At 70.1% G+C, this 16,718-nt stretch carries 11 protein-coding genes; 4 read left to right on the top strand and 7 right to left on the bottom strand.

The window, feature by feature from the left end; all coding sequences use genetic code 11:
* Positions 1-135: 135 nt before the first annotated feature.
* Together ACZ6DT_RS03205 and ACZ6DT_RS03200 are read right to left on the bottom strand one after the other, a co-directional pair.
* Positions 136-2,292: a DUF6049 family protein gene (locus tag ACZ6DT_RS03205; RefSeq protein WP_465587837.1), complete on the bottom strand. Its 2,157-nt coding sequence runs from the start codon at positions 2,290-2,292 to the stop codon at positions 136-138.
* Complete coding sequence (locus ACZ6DT_RS03200) at positions 2,289-2,810, bottom strand: NUDIX hydrolase (protein ID WP_465587834.1); 522 nt, start codon at positions 2,808-2,810, stop codon at positions 2,289-2,291. The genes ACZ6DT_RS03205 and ACZ6DT_RS03200 overlap by 4 nt, the downstream gene beginning before the upstream one ends.
* A 148-nt stretch (positions 2,811-2,958) precedes the next feature.
* On the opposite strand from ACZ6DT_RS03200, the gene ACZ6DT_RS03195 reads away from it, so the two are divergent.
* The 4 genes from ACZ6DT_RS03195 (at position 2,959) to ACZ6DT_RS03180 (ending at position 7,641) form a co-directional block, all read left to right on the top strand.
* On the top strand, positions 2,959-4,377 hold the full coding sequence (locus ACZ6DT_RS03195) for a CCA tRNA nucleotidyltransferase (protein WP_465587831.1): 1,419 nt from the start codon (positions 2,959-2,961) through the stop codon (positions 4,375-4,377).
* Between the two features lie 79 nt (positions 4,378-4,456).
* Complete coding sequence (locus ACZ6DT_RS03190; RefSeq protein WP_465587828.1) at positions 4,457-5,764, top strand: sensor histidine kinase; 1,308 nt, start codon at positions 4,457-4,459, stop codon at positions 5,762-5,764.
* A gap of 16 nt (positions 5,765-5,780) precedes the next feature.
* A complete protein-coding gene (locus tag ACZ6DT_RS03185) occupies positions 5,781-6,635 on the top strand; it encodes a class I SAM-dependent methyltransferase (protein WP_465587825.1) in 855 nt (284 codons plus the stop codon).
* A 19-nt stretch (positions 6,636-6,654) separates the two neighbouring features.
* On the top strand, positions 6,655-7,641 hold the full coding sequence (locus ACZ6DT_RS03180) for an LLM class flavin-dependent oxidoreductase (protein ID WP_465587822.1): 987 nt from the start codon (positions 6,655-6,657) through the stop codon (positions 7,639-7,641).
* A 25-nt stretch (positions 7,642-7,666) separates the two neighbouring features.
* On the opposite strand, the gene ACZ6DT_RS03175 is transcribed toward ACZ6DT_RS03180, so the two are convergent.
* From ACZ6DT_RS03175 to ACZ6DT_RS03155, 5 genes are all read right to left on the bottom strand, one after another.
* Positions 7,667-9,592, bottom strand: coding sequence for a TNT domain-containing protein (locus tag ACZ6DT_RS03175; protein ID WP_465587819.1), 1,926 nt, complete (start codon positions 9,590-9,592; stop codon positions 7,667-7,669).
* 40 nt (positions 9,593-9,632) lie between these two features.
* Positions 9,633-10,760 (bottom strand): ADP-ribosylglycohydrolase family protein, encoded by a 1,128-nt coding sequence (locus ACZ6DT_RS03170; protein WP_465587816.1) that lies wholly within the window; start codon positions 10,758-10,760, stop codon positions 9,633-9,635.
* A 4-nt stretch (positions 10,761-10,764) separates the two neighbouring features.
* Positions 10,765-12,789 carry a YrhB domain-containing protein gene (locus ACZ6DT_RS03165; RefSeq protein WP_465587813.1) on the bottom strand — a complete coding sequence of 675 codons (2,025 nt, stop codon included), beginning with the start codon at positions 12,787-12,789 and terminating at the stop codon, positions 10,765-10,767.
* Positions 12,790-12,977: 188 nt separating this feature from the next.
* Positions 12,978-15,224 carry an ADP-ribosylglycohydrolase family protein gene (locus tag ACZ6DT_RS03160; protein ID WP_465587810.1) on the bottom strand — a complete coding sequence of 749 codons (2,247 nt, stop codon included), beginning with the start codon at positions 15,222-15,224 and terminating at the stop codon, positions 12,978-12,980.
* The gene (locus ACZ6DT_RS03155; RefSeq protein ID WP_465587807.1) at positions 15,225-16,694 is read right to left on the bottom strand and encodes a TNT domain-containing protein; all 1,470 of its coding nucleotides are present in this window, start codon (positions 16,692-16,694) and stop codon (positions 15,225-15,227) included.
* Between the last annotated feature and the right edge of the window lie 24 nt (positions 16,695-16,718).

Below are 16,718 nucleotides of genomic sequence, written 5' to 3'. Positions count from 1 at the left end.
CGCGCCGGGGACGGCCTGCACGCTCGGGCGGTACACCCGGCTCTCTTTCCAACGCGTGCCCAATCCTCGGTGCTCGGCTACGTGATGCCCGGTGGCATCGTTCGACCCAGGGTAATCGGCAACGGCCGGAAACACTTAAACCTGTGCGTCCTCGGTCACACGTGGGGTGGTTTCGTCCGCCGGATCGGCTCGCGAGTCCTTGATCCTCCGGTAGATCCGGCGGGACGCGAGCAGCAGCAACGCGCCCGCCGCGGTGATCGTGATGATGATGGTGATCGCGCCGTATTCGGTGGAGGTCAGCTCGAACCGCGCGTCGGTGCCGAGTCTGGTCCCGTCGGGCGTGGTCAGGGAGACGTCGACGCTGAACCGGCCCGCCCGGAGCGCCTCGACCGGGAGCAGCTGGTTGACGGCGCCGTTGGCCGGGACGGTCCGCTCCGGGACCGCTTCGGTGGGGCGCAGGCCCACGTTGTTCTTCAGCACGGTGCGGACGCTGATGCCGACCGGCAGGCCGTTGGTGATGTACGCGGGCAGCGGTGACGCGCCGGAAGCCAGCGCGATCGTCTGCTTCGGCCGCTCCACGGTGACCTGGCCGCGGATCGCGTCGAGGTCGCCGCGGGCGTTGCCGGTGACGGTCGCGGCGTCCGCACCACGCCACGACGTCGAGGCGGCCCGGATGAGGGCGAGCCGGACCGGGGCGATCACGTCGGCCGGATTCACCCGTTTGGTGGCATCCATCTTCATCGCCGACGACAGGCTCAGCGTCTCGTTGTCGATCTGGGACATCTTCGCGGTGACGTCGCCGCTGGTCGCGGCCGTCAGATCCTGCGGGTCGTAATTGACCGACGCCGTCCCGGACGGGCTTTCACCGAGCAGGTCGGGCAGCGGCGCCGACTTGACGAGGCCCGCGGCGTAGAACTCGCCCATCCGCTCCAGGAACGTGGTGAGTTCGGCGCGGGTCGCGTCCCAATGCCGCGGCGGTGCGATCAGCAGCTGCGAACGCTCCTGGCCGGTCTGCCCGCCGAGCCCGGCACGGAAGGCGATGGCGCCGAGCCCGTTCTGGGTGGACTCCGAACCGTTCAGCGCGGACGTGATCAGCGCGTCGATCGGCTGCGCGCGCAGGTCCGTGCCTTCGAGGGCGACCATGCCCGAGAGGGGTGAATCGGACTGGAGCTTGCCCGAATCGGTCAGCACGGTTTTGACGCCCGCCTCGCCGATCGCTTCGACGGTCTGCGCGTCGAGGGCGCCGCCAGGCCAGAGCACGCCGTCCTGCGGCTGGATGCCGAGCAGGTTCTTGATCGTCGAGGCGCCACCGATCGCGCTGGCCAGGAGCGCGGTGTCGGTGGCGTCGCCGGCACGGACCTTCGTCAGCGCGGTGAGGTCGGCGTCGGCGAACGGGAGGGTGACCACGCAGCGGCCCGCGACCAGCGCCTTCAGCTGGCCGAGCCAGTTCTTCGCGGTGTCGGCCCCCTTGCCGGGGACGGGTCCGCCGCCGGTGGCGATCTGGTAACCGCGGGTCATCCCGTCCACGGTCACGACCAGGTCGGGGTCGATGGCCAGGCACAACGACGACGAGACCTTCGTGTCCGCCTCGGCCGCGCGCGCCGCCGCGACCAGTGAGTCCAGCCGTCCACCGGGGGCCAGCTCATCCGCGAGCCGCTCGTCCGCCAGGGTCAGCGGGCCGCCGAACGGGGCCGAGACGACGTGCACGGTGCTGTTCGCGATCGGCCACAGCAGGCTCGCAGACGGCGCAGGCGGCGCGGACGGCGGACGCGACGCCGGCGCCCTGCCGGGGATGCCGAGCACCGGCATCAGCAGGGTGACCGCCGCGAGCCGTTCCGGCCCGCCGAAGTCCGGGGTGCCGTTGACGTTGACCAGCAGCGGATACACGCCGGGCTTCGGGAACTGAAGCTTCGAGGACTGGCCGAGCGGGACGGCGAGGTTCAGCGCGGCGCTCTGGCCCGGCTCCAGGGTGTCCGGCACTAGGTCGACGAACTCCGTCGCCGCGAGGTCCTTGAACTTGTCGCCCGCGAGGACGTCGCCGATCTGCTGCTCGGTCTGCAACCGGGTGCCCAGTTGCAGCCGGACGCCCAGTTTGCTGATCGTCCGGTCGCCGACGTTGGTGACGCGGCCGGTGACGGTGAGCGAAGTCGAGGTCGTGGAGACCACACGGGGGTTCAACTCGTCGAGGTCCACGCGCAGCCGGGGCTGCTCCTGCGCCTGCGCGACCGCACCGGGCAACGCGGGCAGAACCAGGAACAGGATCGACAGGACAGTGGCGGCAAGCCGCTTCACTCAGGTGCTCCCTCGGCGGTGTGCTGTTGCGCGAAGAATTCTTTGGCCTTCCGGACCAGCTTGCGCTCGTCGGAGTAGGCGAGTTTGGTCTCCAGGTCGGCGAGCGGCACCCAGGCGACTTCGGTCACCTCGACATCCTCGTCCGAAAGTTCGCCGCCGGTGGATTCCAGGATGAAATGGTGCACCGTCTTGTGCACCCGCCGACGCTCGGCCACGAACCAGTAGTCGATGGTGCCGAGTGGCTGGAGGACCTGCGCGGAGATGCCGGTCTCTTCGCGCACCTCGCGCACCGCTGTCTGCGCATGAGTCTCCCCGTCCTCGATGTGGCCCTTCGGCAGCGACCACAACAATCTGCCGTGCCGATCGAGCCGCCCGATCAGCGCGGCGTTCGCCCGTTCGGCGTCGACGACGAGTCCACCGGCCGAGGTTTCGTCGACCGTGGTCAGCCGCCTTCCCCGCCTGCGCCTCCGCCGGCGGCCCGGCTTCGAAGCGCCGGAGCGGCCGGCTGATCCAGACATGCTGCGATGCTAGAGCAAACGGCGGTACGGGTACGCTGGCTCACCGTGCCCGTGTTGGGCCCGGCCGTAGTAAGTACATCCAAATCGTGGTGGGATTGTCGTGAACAAGGTGGTCGCCGGGCAGGCGATTGCGGGGAAGAGCACTGCGATGCAGAAAGCCGTGATCGAGCTGATGCGCGTCTCCCCGCTGGCGGACGAGCTCGCGAAGCTCTTCGCGAAGGCGGGGCACAGCCTGTACCTCGTCGGCGGCAGCGTCCGCGACATGATGCTCCGCAGGCTGTCGAACGACCTCGACTTCACCACCGACGCCCGGCCGGACCAGGTGCTCAAGATCGTCAGCGCCTGGGGCGACGCGGTCTGGGACGTCGGTATCGCGTTCGGCACGGTCGGCGTGACCAAACAGGGCATGACGCTGGAAATCACCACGTTCCGCGCCGACAGCTACGACCGCGTCGGCCGCAACCCCCAGGTCACCTTCGGCGACAGCATCGAGGGAGATTTGCTTCGCCGCGACTTCACCGTCAACGCGATGGCGATCGACCTGGCGAACAAGACCTTCGTCGACCCGTACGGCGGGCTCCAGGCACTGCAGGACAAGGTGCTCGACACGCCGGCGACCCCGCAGGAGTCCTTCGCGGACGACCCGCTGCGCATGCTGCGGGCCGCGCGGTTCGCCGCGCAGCTCGAGTTCACCGCGGCACCGCGGGTGATCGACGCGATGACGTCGATGGCCGACGAGATCGACCGGATCACCGCCGAACGCGTCCAGGCCGAACTGTCGAAGCTGCTGCTGGCGGACGACCCGCGGCCCGGTATCGAGCTGCTGGTCGACACCCACCTCGCCGACCGTGTGCTGCCCGAGGTGCCCGGCATGCGGCTGGCGATCGACGAACACCATCAGCACAAGGACGTCTACCAGCACTCGCTGACCGTGCTCGCGCAGGCGATCGACCTGGAGAAGACCCACGAACCGACGTCGGAACCGGATCTGATCCTGCGGCTCGCGGCGCTCCTGCACGACGTCGGCAAGCCCGCGACGCGCGAGTTCCAACCCGGCGGTGGGGTGAGCTTCCACCATCACGAGGTCGTCGGCGCGAAGATGGCCCGCAAGCGTTTGCGTGCCCTGAAGTTCTCGAAGGAGATCGTCCAGGACGTCAGCCAGCTCGTGTTCCTGCACCTGCGGTTCCACGGCTACGGCAAGGGCGAATGGACCGATTCGGCGGTGCGGCGTTACGTCACCGACGCCGGCGACCTGCTGCCCCGGCTGCACAAGCTGGTGCGCGCCGACTGCACCACGCGCAACCGCAAGAAGGCGGCCGCGCTGCAGGCGACCTACGACGACCTCGAGCGGCGGATCGAATTGATCCAGGCGCAGGAGGACCTCGACCGGGTCCGGCCGGACCTCAACGGCGAGGAGATCATGCGGATCCTCGGGCTCAAGCCGGGGCCGGACGTCGGCAAGGCGTGGAAGCACCTGAAGGAACTGCGGCTCGACCGCGGTCCGCTGGAGCACGACGAAGCGGTCGCCGAGTTGAGGAAGTGGGCAGCCGAAAACGACATCGGCTGAGATGGACCCCGTTGGTCTCTGGATCCATCCGGCGTGAACGGGGATACTCCTGCCGGTGCTCCGGGCAGGGGGAAAGTCCATGGCGAAGCGGCCGCCCAGTTTTCTGGTGACGTTGCTGCGTCGTGGCGCGCCCGCGCTGGCCACGGCGACGAGCGAGCTGTCCGACGAGGTCGGCGACCCGACACCGATGCGCGCGCTCCGGCGGATCCAGCACATGTCCGGCCCGATCGACACCGCCCATCGCGACAACCTCCTGCTCAGAGCGGCCCGCTACGTCGCGCTCGTCCCGTTGGTCTATCGGCTCTTCGCGGTGCCCGGCGCGTTCGGCGTCTACGTCTCCACGCACGGCATGATCGGGATCGGCCCGGTCGGGCTGGTGGCACTCGGGTCGGTCGCGCTCTCGCTGTACGGCATCCGGTGGATGCTGCGCTCGGCGCCGTTCCGCCCGCAGCACGCCGTCCGCCTGCTGGCGCTCGACCTCGTGTTCACGCTGCTCGCGCCGCTCGCGGTGGGGGCGCTGGTGCCGGCGTCGGTCTTCACCGAGGCGATGGCGGTGCCCGGCAAACACCTGCTCGGTGAGGTCGCGTTGTTGGCGCTGGCGCTGGGCATGCCCGCCGCCGCGATGCTCGCCGTCGTCAGCTTCCCGGTGCGGATGCTCGCGTCCCTGTTCGGCACCGGCCAAGCCGCACCCGGCGACGCCATGGCCACCTTCCCGTCGATCCTCGGCGTGCTCTTCACCGCGAGCGGCGCCCTCGTCCTGATCGGGCTCGGGACCCGGCTCGCTCTCGCGTACGGCATCCGCAACGGCCGGATCGCCGAACGCGCCCGCCAGCACCGGATGCTGCACGACTCGGTGCTGCAGACCCTCGAAGCCATCGCGCTGACCAACAAGGGCGACGCGGCCACGCGGCTCGCCGAGGTACAACGGCTGGCACGGGCGCAGTCGATGGAACTGCGGCGGACGATCGAGAACGAGGCTTCGGAACGTTCGGAGGCCGGGTCTCGGCCGCTGGGTGAGAAGCTCGCGTCGCTGGCGGCGGAGATGGCGCGCGACGGCCTGCGCGCCCAGCTCGTGATCGCCGAACTCGACGACGACACGCTTTCGGAGGTCCGGCAGATCGCCATCCGTGACGCCGTCCGCGAGTCCCTGCGCAACACCCTCAAACACGCCGGGACGGACAAGGTCGTCGTACGCGTCGAGGAGCAGGACGGCGGTGTCACGGTGATCACCCGTGATCACGGTGCCGGATTCAGCATCGATTCCCGGCCGGCCGGATTCGGGATCAGCGAGTCCATCACCGCCCGGCTGAACGAGGTCGGCGGGACCGCGAGGGTGGAGTCGGCTCCGGGCAATGGCACCAGAGTCACCCTGTGGGTGCCGTTCTGACGGTAAACAGGAGAACATGAAGAGAACGGACGTCCTGGCCGAAGCGCTCACCGCGTACCGCGACGGTGACCGGGCCAAGGCAGCGGACCTCGCCGAGCGCGCCGGATCCACACTCGGCCGTGAATTGCACCGGTACCTGACCGAAGGCGGCGGCGGAGAAGGGGTGTACGACCAGCCCGCCGCGTTCACGGCGTTCATCCGCGGCGGCGGGAACGTCAAGCTCTACCGCTCGCTCAGCGCCATGCTCGCCCGGCGCTACGGCAGCGTCGGCTCCCTGCTCGACCTCGGTTGCGGCGACGGGCTCGCCGTCGTCCCCGCCCTCGAACAGGCGGACCGGCAGCCGGGCCGCATCGACCTCGTCGAGCCGTCGAGCGCGCTGCTCGCGGAAACGCGCAAGCACCTCGACGGCACCCACGGCCTGCACACCTGGGACGCCACCGCGCAGGACTTCCTCGCTCGCGACGACGACAGGCAGTGGCAGCTGACGCAGTCGACGTTCGCGCTCCAATCGATCCCGACCGCCGAGCGCACCGAGGTCCTCCGCGCGCTCCGGCCGCGCACCGCCTGCCTGGTGCTCGCCGAGTTCGACGTGCCCGAGTACGACGAAGACTCCACCGAGTATCTCCTTTCCCTGGTCACCCGCTACGAACGCGGGATCTCGGAGTACGGCAAGGACGCGTCACTGGTGGCGCAGGGGTTCCTGCTGCCGATCCTGCTCGGCCTCGTCAAACCGGGGACGGGCCGCACGAACTGGGAGCAGCCCGCCACCGATTGGGCCTCGCAGCTGAAGGAAGCGGGCTTCACCGGAATCCGGATCGAGCCGCTGGCGGACTACTGGTGGTCGCCCGCGGTGCTCATCAGCGCGTCCTGAGTTTGGCTACGTTGGGGGTATGGGGATCCCGCTTTCCGCGCTCGAACTCGCCATCGTCGAGGACGGCCGCGCGGCCACCGAAGTACTCGCTTCGACAGCCGCCGTCACCGAAAAACTGGAGGAACTGGGATATAACCGCGTCTGGATCGCGGAGCATCACGGCTCGCCCGCCATCGCGACGGCCTCACCGTCGGTGCTGGCCGCGCATCTCGCCGCGGTGACGTCGTCGATCCGGATCGGTTCCGGCGGGGTGATGGTGCCGAACCACGCCCCGCTCGCGATCGCCGAGCAGTTCGCGACGCTTTCGGCGTTGAACCCCGGCCGGATCGACCTCGGCGTCGGGCGCGGCCCCGGCACGTTCGACGAGAAGATCATCCGCGTGCTGCGACGGGGCGCGGACCCGGCGACGGACGACGAGTACCGCGCCGACGTCGCCGAGTTGCTGGGTCATCTGGCCGGAGAGACCGGTATCCGGGTGTTGCCAGGAGAGGCGCCGGCGCCGGAACCGTGGCTGCTGTGTTCCAGCGCGGCCGGCGCCTCGCTCGCGGCCGAACTCGGTTTGCCGATCGCGGTCGCGCACCACATCCGTCCGCAGCACACGGCCGAGGTGCTGCAGGCCTATCGCGCGAATTTCAAGCCGTCACAGTGGCGCGGAAAACCGTACGTGATCCTCTGCGTCGAGACGATCTGCGCGGACACCGACGCGGAAGCGGCCCATCTCGCCGGACCCTGCGCGGTGATCAAGTCGTACCTGCTCAAGGGCGAAGGCGGCGACCTCGCCTTCCCGACCCCGGATCGGGCGGCCGCGCACGAGATCGCGCCGGAATCCGCCGAGCTGGTCGCGCAGTTCACCGCCGTGCAGGCACACGGCGGGCCCGAGAAGGTGGGGCGGGCGCTGAGGGACCTCGCCGCGGCCACCGGTGCCGACGAGCTGATGCTGACGACACCGGTGTACGACCCGGCAGCGCGGACCCGGTCCTACGAGCTGGCCGCCAAGTCGATTTAGCGTGCGAAGACCCGCATTCAGAGGACTAAATGCGGGAGAGCGCGCCGGTTTCGAGGTGCTGGGCGAGCGGCCGCGGCAGGACGTAGGCCACGGCCCCGCCCGGTGTCCCGTTCCACGGCGCGGTGATGCCGGTGACCACGCGCAGCGGCCGCAGGACGCGGTACAGACGGCGCTCGCGTTCGCGGTCCGCGGCCAGCGACGTCTCGATGAAGCGCGCCGCTTCGGCGTGCACGAGGTTGCCGGTCTCGTTCCCGAACCGCTGCACCGTGGTGCCCGCCGGCAGGACGACGATCCGCTTGCGGCGGAAGAAGTTCAGCGGTGGTTCGCCCCGCAGCGGCAGGATCGGCCAGTCGGCCGGGTTGTCGGCCTCCTCGTTCGCGCCCACCGCGGCCCGTGCCGGGTACAGCAGCAGGGTGCCGAGGAAGAACCGCGCCGCCTCTTCGAGTTTGGCGAACGCCACCGGCTCGTCCGTCGGCGGACGCGAGACCTCCCAGCCGTTCTCGGTGCGGCGCAACGTCCACCGGCCCGGCTCCGGGACCGCGTTCGCGCCGATCCGGTACGACGTCGGCGCGACCCCGTGTTCCGCCAGCCGCTGGTACAGCACGTCCAGCACCTCGACGGCCCGGATGTCGCGGGTGGGTTCGCCGTCCCGTTCGACGCGGGTGCGGATGCTTTCGTCCGGCAGGTCCGCGGCGGTCTGCGGCGGCCGCGGCTTGCCGACGATCTCCGCCTCGGCGGTCGCCCGCACCAGCTCACCGACCAGCGGCGGCCGGAATCCGGCGGCCCGGATGTGCTCGACCAGTTCCGGCTCCGGCGGCACGCCGTATTTGCGCAGGTAGTGCGGCACGGCCGCGGGCCAGACCCAGACGCCGTCGGTGTGGAAGGCGTTCGGCACGTCCGGCGGGCCGTTCGGGGTGAAGATGTCCGGCTGCGGACCCGGGCGGGTCAGCGCCACCGGCGAGCGGAAGAGGTAGTCCAGGACGCCGCGCATCATTTCCGGCGGCACCGGCGGCCGGGTGACGACCGGCCGTTCGCCCTCGTTGTGCGCGTCGACGACCTTCGCGTGCCGGAACACCACGTCCAGCGGCAGGCCCGCCTTGGCCGAGAGCCAGGCCGGGACGTGCTTCTTGTCGCGCGGGAAGATGGTGAGTTCGGTGGCGTACGCGCGCGGCGACGGCTTTCCGCCCTCGTTCGGCGCCAGCCGCCACGTGGGTTCCTGCTCGGCGTCGAAGTCGAAGTCGAAACGCGATTCCGAGTCGAGCGTGAAGGTGCCCTGGAACCAGGTGCCGGTCTCGGGCTGGTGCATCGCCGCACGCAACCGCGCGAACAGCGAGCCGAGCTCCGGCGGGGCCGCGATCGACACCGACACCGGGCCGTTGCCCTCGTCGCCGACCGAGCGGACCTCGAGTTCGGAATAGTCGCCGACCTGCCGGAACTGGGCGCCGACCCGCTGCCAGCCCGGCGGCAGCACCCGCAGCAGGGTCCGGCCGATGGCGCGCAGCAGCGCGGCCTGGTCACCCGTTCCGGGCGCCGGCCGGGCTTCCGGCGTCTCGACGAAGTCGTGCCTGGTCTGCCACAACGCCGTCAGCCGTGACGGCGCGGCCGTGGTCGAGAAGTCCGTCAGCCCCAGTTCCGCCGCGCGGGCCGCGTCCTCGCCCGCCCAGCGCAAGGTCAGGTCGCCGCCGCCGGTGTTCGGCGCGATCTGGAAGTGCTCGTCGTCGAACCGGCCGTACGACTGGAGGCTGAAGGTCGCCCCGGTTTCGCCGTTCAGCACCACGCGGGCGGGCCGCCCGTTCCAGTCGCGGTCGAATCCCTCCGGCGCCGCTTCCCCCGGCGGCGCGATGAGCAGCAGCGTGCCGTCTTCGGTCGACCGTTGGGCCGCGAAGACGGTGTCCCCCCAGACGGCGTACAGGCCATCCGGCCGCTCCGCCGCTTGTACCCGGTAACGCACGATGTGTCCCCTCCCCAAGTTCCCCAAACCGGAGGTAAATCTAGTGGGCCGGATAGCGGGCGTACCACCGGTCGTCACCCGGCGCGTTTCCGCCGAATTCCGCGAGCGCGTCGTCCGCCAGCTGTCCGATCACTTCGCTCAGCTCCAGCTCCGCGAGCCAGCCGGTCTCGAGTTCTTCCTCGCCGTACATCGCGCCGACGAGGTTCCCGCAGACCGATCCCGTCGAGTCGCTGTCGCCGCTGTGGTTCACCGACGCGAGCAGCGCGACGTTCGGGTCCGTGGTGGTCAGGGCGACGTAGACCGACATGGAGAGCGCGGTTTCGCCGATGTTCCCCTGTCCGAGCGTCTCGAGCTTCTCCGGCGTCGGCGGCCCCTCCTCGGAGAGGGCGAGTGCCTGGTCCAGCGCGACGCTCTGCTCCTCGTGCCCCGGGTACTTCTCCAGTTCGGCACGGGCGGTCGTGATGGCGTCGAGCAGCGGTTTCCCGCGCAGCAGTTCGTGCACGATCACCGCGAAAGCACCCGACGAGAGATACCCGCTCGGGTGACCATGGGTCAGCGCCGCGCTCTCCGCGCCGAGCCGGAACACCTCGGCGAGGTCGTCCGACCACAGCGCGACCGGCGCCGCGCGCATGATCCCGCCACAGCCCTTCGAGTTGTTCACCGGCTTGGCCATGCCGGCGCGCACTCCCGTCTTTCCGTACGCCTCCAGCTCGCTGAAGCAGGTGAGGCCGGGCGCGCGACGGCTGAACAGCTCCCGGTTCGTGATCAGCCAGCCGTCCGGTTCCGGGCTCGTGTTCTCCGGGCCGCGAGCCCGCTCCCAGGAGACGCCTTGGGTGTGCAGCCAGCGCTGGTAGGCCAGCTGCAACGACTGTTCGACGGGCTCTGTGCCGTGCGCGGTAGCAAAGGTCCCCTGCTGCCTCCGGCCGCTGACACTAGCCCTGATCAGGCCTTCCAGGGTGAACAGCGTCATCTGGGTGTCGTCGGTGATCCGCCCGAGGCCGCCGTACGCGGGGATGAGGCCGGTGATCCCGGTCGGTCCGGCGATCTCTCGGATGCGGTCGATCGAGTCGAACTCGGTCTTCGCGCCGAGCGCGTCGCCGAGCGCCCCGGCGTACAGGCTGCCGCGCAGCCGCGACCTGGTCGCCGGGTTCTGAAGCCACTCGCGCATTTCTTTACTGATCTCCTCTTGGGTACCGTTTCGCGTCCCAGCGCCGCCGCTCTTCGGGTTCGCGGGGCAGGCCGAAGCGGTTGAAGTAGTAATAGGCGTCGCCCGCCATGGCGTCGACGACGCCGAGGTCGGGATACGCGGCGAGCCAGGCCTCCGGCAGACCGGGCACGGTGAGCCTGGCGCCCACCATCGCCCCGGTCAGCGCCCCGGTCACCGCGCCGCCACGAGCGGCAAGCGCGAGCGCCGCCTCGGGGTCGTGGCCTCGTTTGGCGGCGGCGAACAGCGCCCTGCCGAGCACCGAAAGCGGCGCCCGGCCGTCTCCGATGCTGTCGAATTGCTCGACGTCAGCGGCACTACCGCCGTCGACGTCGTTCCTGAGGTCGAGCACGGTTTTGACCAGGTCGCCCACCTCGCCGCTGTAGTCGTCGAACCCTTCGAGGAAGTTCGCGACCGCCGGTTGGCCGTCGCGGGCCGCGAGCTGGGCGCGGAACAGGTTGACCAGCAGTTCGGCGCCGTGGACGACCTCGTGGCCCGCCGCGGAACCGACCAGCTCACGGACCACCTTCATCGCGTAGAAGGCACTGTCGGCGGGGCCTTGAACGCCGCCGGTCACCGTCGCGGCGAGCGCGGTCACCAGCATCGCGGAGAACTCCGCGGGGGGATGACCCGCGCCTTCCGTCGCCTTGGCGACCCAGCCGTCCGGCCGTCCGCCCGCGGGCAGCGACGCCGGGATTTCGGGCTTGTCCGGAGTCGGGTCCAGGCCGCGGATCACCGATTCGGTGTGGAACAGCAACTGCCGGGTCAGCCCGCCGAGTGGCAGGCCGTCGGCGGGATCCGCGCCCGAGCCGAGCGCGTCTCCGAGCGCGAAGCCGACGTACGCGCCGAGAAGCCGTGGGTACGCGAAGCTGCCGACAGGGAGCGTCGGGTTGTAGAACTTCCCGAACGTCCAGGCGCTCGGGCGCGGTTCGCCGTTGTCGTAGAAGTGCGTCACCAGGCCGTTGGCGAACAGGTTTTCGGGCAGTTCCGGCAGCGGACGCCCGTCGTACTTCGCCCGGGAGTGCTCGAACGACAGCGTCGCGGCCCGCGTGTAGCGGACGAGTTCGCTCTCGCTCAGCGGGTAGCCGTTGTCCCTCGCCTGGTCGACGAGACTCCGCAGGTTCGCGACGGCGGCGCCGTCGTACTCCCCGCTGAAGTAGGCGGGACGCCCGACGGACTCGGGGCGTTCGGTTCCCGCCGGGAGTTCGAGGTCGGCGACCTGCCGGAGCGTCTCCGGGTAGACGTTGAAGGTCTCCGGCCGTCCCGGGTTGACCAGCAGACCGACTCCGGGGTTGTCCTTGGCCCGGCGCAGCAGCACGCGGGGCTGGATTCGCTGCCACATCGTGTACTCCGACGGCACCTGCGCCTCGGAGGTGTAGACGACGAACCGCACGCCGGCGTCGCCGAAGTCGCGGACCTGCAGGTGGCCGTCCTTCGCCGGGGCCAGGACGTCGAGGTCGAGCATCCAGTGGACGAACTCCTCCGGCGTGATCCACTCGACGCGGAGGTAACCGAGAAGCGTCTCGACGGGGCTTTCCGGCGCCGGACGGCCGGAGAACCGCGGCCCCGGCCGGTGTTCCGGATTCGCGCGGACCGCGCCGGTCGGCTCGCCGTAAAGCGTGTGCTGCTCCCAGCGCAGGATCGCCGCCTTCGGGACGGGCAGGCCGGGGACCGCGGCCGGGTCGAATTCGGGATCGGCGACCTCGGCCCAACGGGTGAAGGCGTCACTGTCGCCACCCGCCGCCGAAACCGCCATCAGCTCCAGGTCGAGCCGGATCTCACCGCCGTCGTCCGGCACGAAGGCGACCGGGCTGGGAAAGAGACCCACGCCCGGATCGGTCCCGTCGAGCCAGCCGACGGTGTTGTAGGTGACGTTCCAGCCGTCGGTCGCGCGCACGACGTAGTCGCGGCGGACCCGCAACGCGCCGGTGCCCTCCCCGCCTCGGCCTGCCAGCCATTCCTCGACCCGGCTGACGGCTTCCTCTTCGTTCATCGTCCCCATCCTGGCCTGTTGGTGAACCCGCGACCGCGATCGACGTCGGCAGGACGCTGCCTGGTCATCCACGTCACAGTGGTCGAAAGGGCGTCCTGCCACCGCGATAGCGGGGCCTTCGGCAGGGCGGGTTCACGCCCTCGGTCACTTTCAGCTTCCATCTCAGCTCCGCCGTCGGCTCTGACCGTTCACCAGCGGGGATACCGCTGGGCCCAGCCGTCGACCTCGTGCAGCGCCGAATGGCGGTCGAAGTGCCAGAACGCGTCGGTGGCGATGTTCTCCACCAGGTAGCGCAGTTCCAGCTGATCGACCCACTTCTGCGGCAGACCGGGGATGCCGGTGCGGGCGCCGAGCAGCGCACCGGCGATGGCGCCGGTGATCGCGCTGCGGCCCGAGTGGTTGACCGCCCGCAGCAGCGCTTGCTCCGGGTAGTTCTCGAAGCCGGACAGCGCCGCGAACGCGCGTCCCAGCACCGAAAGCGTGCCCTTGCCGTCGCCGATCAGCTCCGGGACCCGCAGATCGGGCAGGCCGTGCTTGCCGAAGAACGGCACCGATTCCGCGACCATCGCCTTGAGATCCGCCCAGACGGGCCCCCGCTGGTGCGGGTTCTGGTCGCTGAAGATCTCGCGGGAGATGTTCCAGACCGGATAACTGAACGCCTCCGAGGTCAACGCGGGTTCGAACAGCCAGGTCAGGTAGGTCGCCGCTTCGACGTCGACCTCCCCCGGATGAGTGACCGAAACGAGGTCACGGACCGCCTGGCGGACACCGCCGCTCATCGCGGTCCCCGGTCCCGCGGCGGTCATCGCCGCCGGCAGGGCCGCGACCAGCGCCTCCGGTCCGCTCATCGGCATCGCCGTCGGGGAGATGGTCGCCAGCGCGTGGTAGGCGTTCAGTTCGGCGTCGTCGGGGGTGCGGCGGACGCGGAGTTCCGGCACCTTCACCAGCCAGCCGTCGGCGTTCTCCAGCGGCGCGCCCTGGGTGTGCAGCCAGCGCATCAGCGAGTTGCGGGCGACCGTCCCGAGCGCCTGTTCGGCGGAGCGGTTCTCCGGCTGCTCGCGATGCGGGCTGCGGATGACGGCCTCGGTGTAGAACAGCAGCCGCTGAGTGAGCGGCCCGATCCGGCCGGGCAGGTCGAACGCGACCGGCAGATCGGTGACCCCGTCCATGCCGTAGGTGGTGTGGATCTCGTCGAGCCGCATCCGGTCGACAGCCGCTCCGAGAGCCTCGCCGAGCGCGAAGCCCACGTACGCGCCCGTGACGCGCTGCCAGCCGTAACGCGAGCTGGAGCGGTCTCGCTCGAAGTACTTCCCGAAGGTGTCCAGACGCGGCTGGATTTGCCCCTCGTTGTCGTAGCCCGGTGCCAGCCCGTTCGCCCGCAGGTCGTTCGGGCGGCCGCGCGGCGGTTCCGGCTGCTTGAGCCGCGCCAGCCACGACTGGCCGAGGACGGTCTTCTGGCATTCCTCGGCGGTCAGTTCGAATCCGCGGCGGCGGGCCCGTTCGGCGGGGGCCAGCGGCGGCTTCACCGGTTCGGACAGACCCATCTTCGCGGCGGTTTCGGCGGCGAGGGTCTCCAGTTCCGGATCCGCTTCCGGGCAGCGTTCGTAACCGTCGACAGGTGTGTCCCGGCGCGGGAACCGCTGGGCGGTCTCGGCGAGTTCGGCTCCGCCGACGTCCTCGAACGTCGCCGGGCCACCGTTGATGACCAGGTTCGGCGGGCTTTCGTACCCGGCGAGGGTGGCGATGTCGACCTTCCAGTACCCGTGTTCGCGGGACGGCAGGTTCCTGGTCGAGCTGAACACCCTCAGCTCGGCGCGTTCCTCGTTGAAGTAGAACCGCTCCGTCTTGCCCGACACCAGGTCGACCGGGACGTAGACCTCGCAGCGCAGCAGCCCGATGAGCAGCTGTTCCCTGGTCAACCAGCCGACGCTGGCGAACGACAGCAGCGTTTCGAGCCTGTTCTCCGGCTTCGGGTAGCCACGGCGGATCGGACCGGCCTTGTACTCGGGGTTCTCCCGCTCCTGCCCGGTCTGGACACCTTCGGCGTTGACCTGGACCCAGCCCGCGACGACCGCGGGCGGAACCCCGAGGTCACCCAGTCCGGCCTTGGCGTACTCGGGGTCGACGACCTCACGCCACGCCTCCTGGCCGGGAAACGCGACCGGGACGCTGAGCCCGCCGGGCTGCGGATGCGCCTGGCGCAGTTCGCCGTCCGGTTCGCGGACGATCACCGACGGCGGCGGGAAGATCTCCTTCTCGGCATGACCCTCGTCGAGGTACGCGATCGTGTTGTAGGGGACCGACCAGCCCTCGGGGATGCGCAGGACCTTCTCGTGATTCACGCGCAGGCCGGCGCCGCCCGGTTCGGACACGTCCGGGCCGTGGACCGCGCGCAGCCACTCTTCGACCTTGGCTACCGCTTCCGCCGATTCCACCTACTCGATCCTCTCCAGGCTGCCGTCGGACACGTGCTCGGCGATGGTCCTCGGGAGCACGTAGGCCACCGCCCCGCCGGGCATGTTCGCCCAAGGGACGGTGACACCGATGATCACGTGGAGCGGGCGTCGCAGCCGGTAGGTCCCACCGACGCGCTCCCGTTCCAGCGGCAGGGACGTCGTGGCGAACCGTACCCCTCCGTGGTGAACCAGATTGCCGGTTTCCTCGCCGAACCGCAGTACGACCGTACCGGCGACCATCCGGCTGACGCGTTTGTTGCGGAGCAAGGTGAGGGGAGGCTCACCCGGCGCCGCCTGCACCGGCCAATCGGCGAGTTCCTTCGCCGTCTCCAGGGGCGTCTCGTGCCCGGCGGTCATCCTCGCCGGATGCAGCAGGAGGGCGCCGAGAAGCTGGTGAGCCGCGTCGTCGAGCTTGTCGAAGAATTTCGGCGACACCGGGGCACCGCCCGAATAGGCCGCGACCTCCCAGCCCTTCTCGGTGAAGTTGAGGCACCAGGCGCCGTCCGCGCGATCGCCGATGCGGTACGCCTCCGGCCAGACGCCGTGCTCACCGAGCCTGCTGACCAGCACGACGAGGAGTTCTTCGTCGGTCAGGACCGGATTCGGCGACGTCTCCAGCTCCGCGGCGATGTCGCCCTCGGTCTTCTTGACGTCGGAGCGGCCCGGTTTCGGCCTCGGCTTGCCGAGCAGATCCGCTTCCGCGGTCCGCCGCACGAGGTGCTCGACATACGGCGGCTGGAACCGCTGGCCGCGAATGTGCTCGACCAGCTCCGGCTCCGGCGGGATCCCGTATTTCCGCAGGTAGTGCGGTACGGACGCGTGCCAGATCCAGGTGCCGTCGGTGTGGTAGCTCTCCGGGACGTCGTCGTCGGCTTCCGGCTCGAAGATGTCCTTGCCGAGCCCGCTGCCGGAGAGGATCGCCGGTTCACGCTCGAGGTACTGCGCGACCAGCGGCGCTTCGGATTCGTCGAGCTCCGGCCTGTTCACCACCGGCGGCTCGCCCTCGGTGTACGCGTCGACGATCCGGGCGTGCCGGAACTCGACGCGCAACGGCAACTGCGCGCGCAGCCGCCACCAGTCCGGGACGTGCTCGTCCTCGCGCGGGAACGCGGCCAGCTCGTCCGGATACGCCGAAGCGGGCGGGGTCCTGGACCACGCCGGTTCGTCGTCGAGGGTGAAGTCGAAGTCGAAGGTGCCGTCGGGGTTGAGCGTGAACCGCGACTGGAGCCAGGTTCCGCGGCCGGTGGTGTACATACCGGTGCGAAGCCTGCCGAAAAGCTCGTTCAGCTCGGGAGCGGGTACGACGTTGTGGCCCTCGAGTTCGGTGTACTCCCCGGCCTGCCGGAAATCGGCGGCCGCCGGCCGCACCGCGTCGGTGACACTCGCCCGGATGAGCTTGCCGATCTCGACCAGCAACCCACGCTGCTGTTCGGAAGTGAGTTGTTCCACGTGAATCATCGCGCCCGGTCCGGC

The organism is Amycolatopsis sp. NPDC041971 (assembly GCF_055588925.1).
Note: the sequence above shows the minus strand (reverse complement) of the source record. Positions and strands in the feature narration are given on the sequence as shown.

Excerpts from the sequence above, each read along its gene's own strand:
- ACZ6DT_RS03200 (WP_465587834.1), bottom strand. The coding sequence starts at position 2,810 with ATGTCTGGATCAGCCGGCCGCTCCGGCGCTTCGAAGCCGGGCCGCCGG.
- ACZ6DT_RS03195 (WP_465587831.1), top strand. The coding sequence starts at position 2,959 with ATGCAGAAAGCCGTGATCGAGCTGATGCGCGTCTCCCCGCTGGCGGAC.
- ACZ6DT_RS03190 (WP_465587828.1), top strand. The coding sequence starts at position 4,457 with ATGGCGAAGCGGCCGCCCAGTTTTCTGGTGACGTTGCTGCGTCGTGGC.
- ACZ6DT_RS03185 (WP_465587825.1), top strand. The coding sequence starts at position 5,781 with ATGAAGAGAACGGACGTCCTGGCCGAAGCGCTCACCGCGTACCGCGAC.
- ACZ6DT_RS03180 (WP_465587822.1), top strand. The coding sequence starts at position 6,655 with ATGGGGATCCCGCTTTCCGCGCTCGAACTCGCCATCGTCGAGGACGGC.
- ACZ6DT_RS03170 (WP_465587816.1), bottom strand. The coding sequence starts at position 10,760 with ATGCGCGAGTGGCTTCAGAACCCGGCGACCAGGTCGCGGCTGCGCGGC.
- ACZ6DT_RS03165 (WP_465587813.1), bottom strand. The coding sequence starts at position 12,789 with ATGAACGAAGAGGAAGCCGTCAGCCGGGTCGAGGAATGGCTGGCAGGC.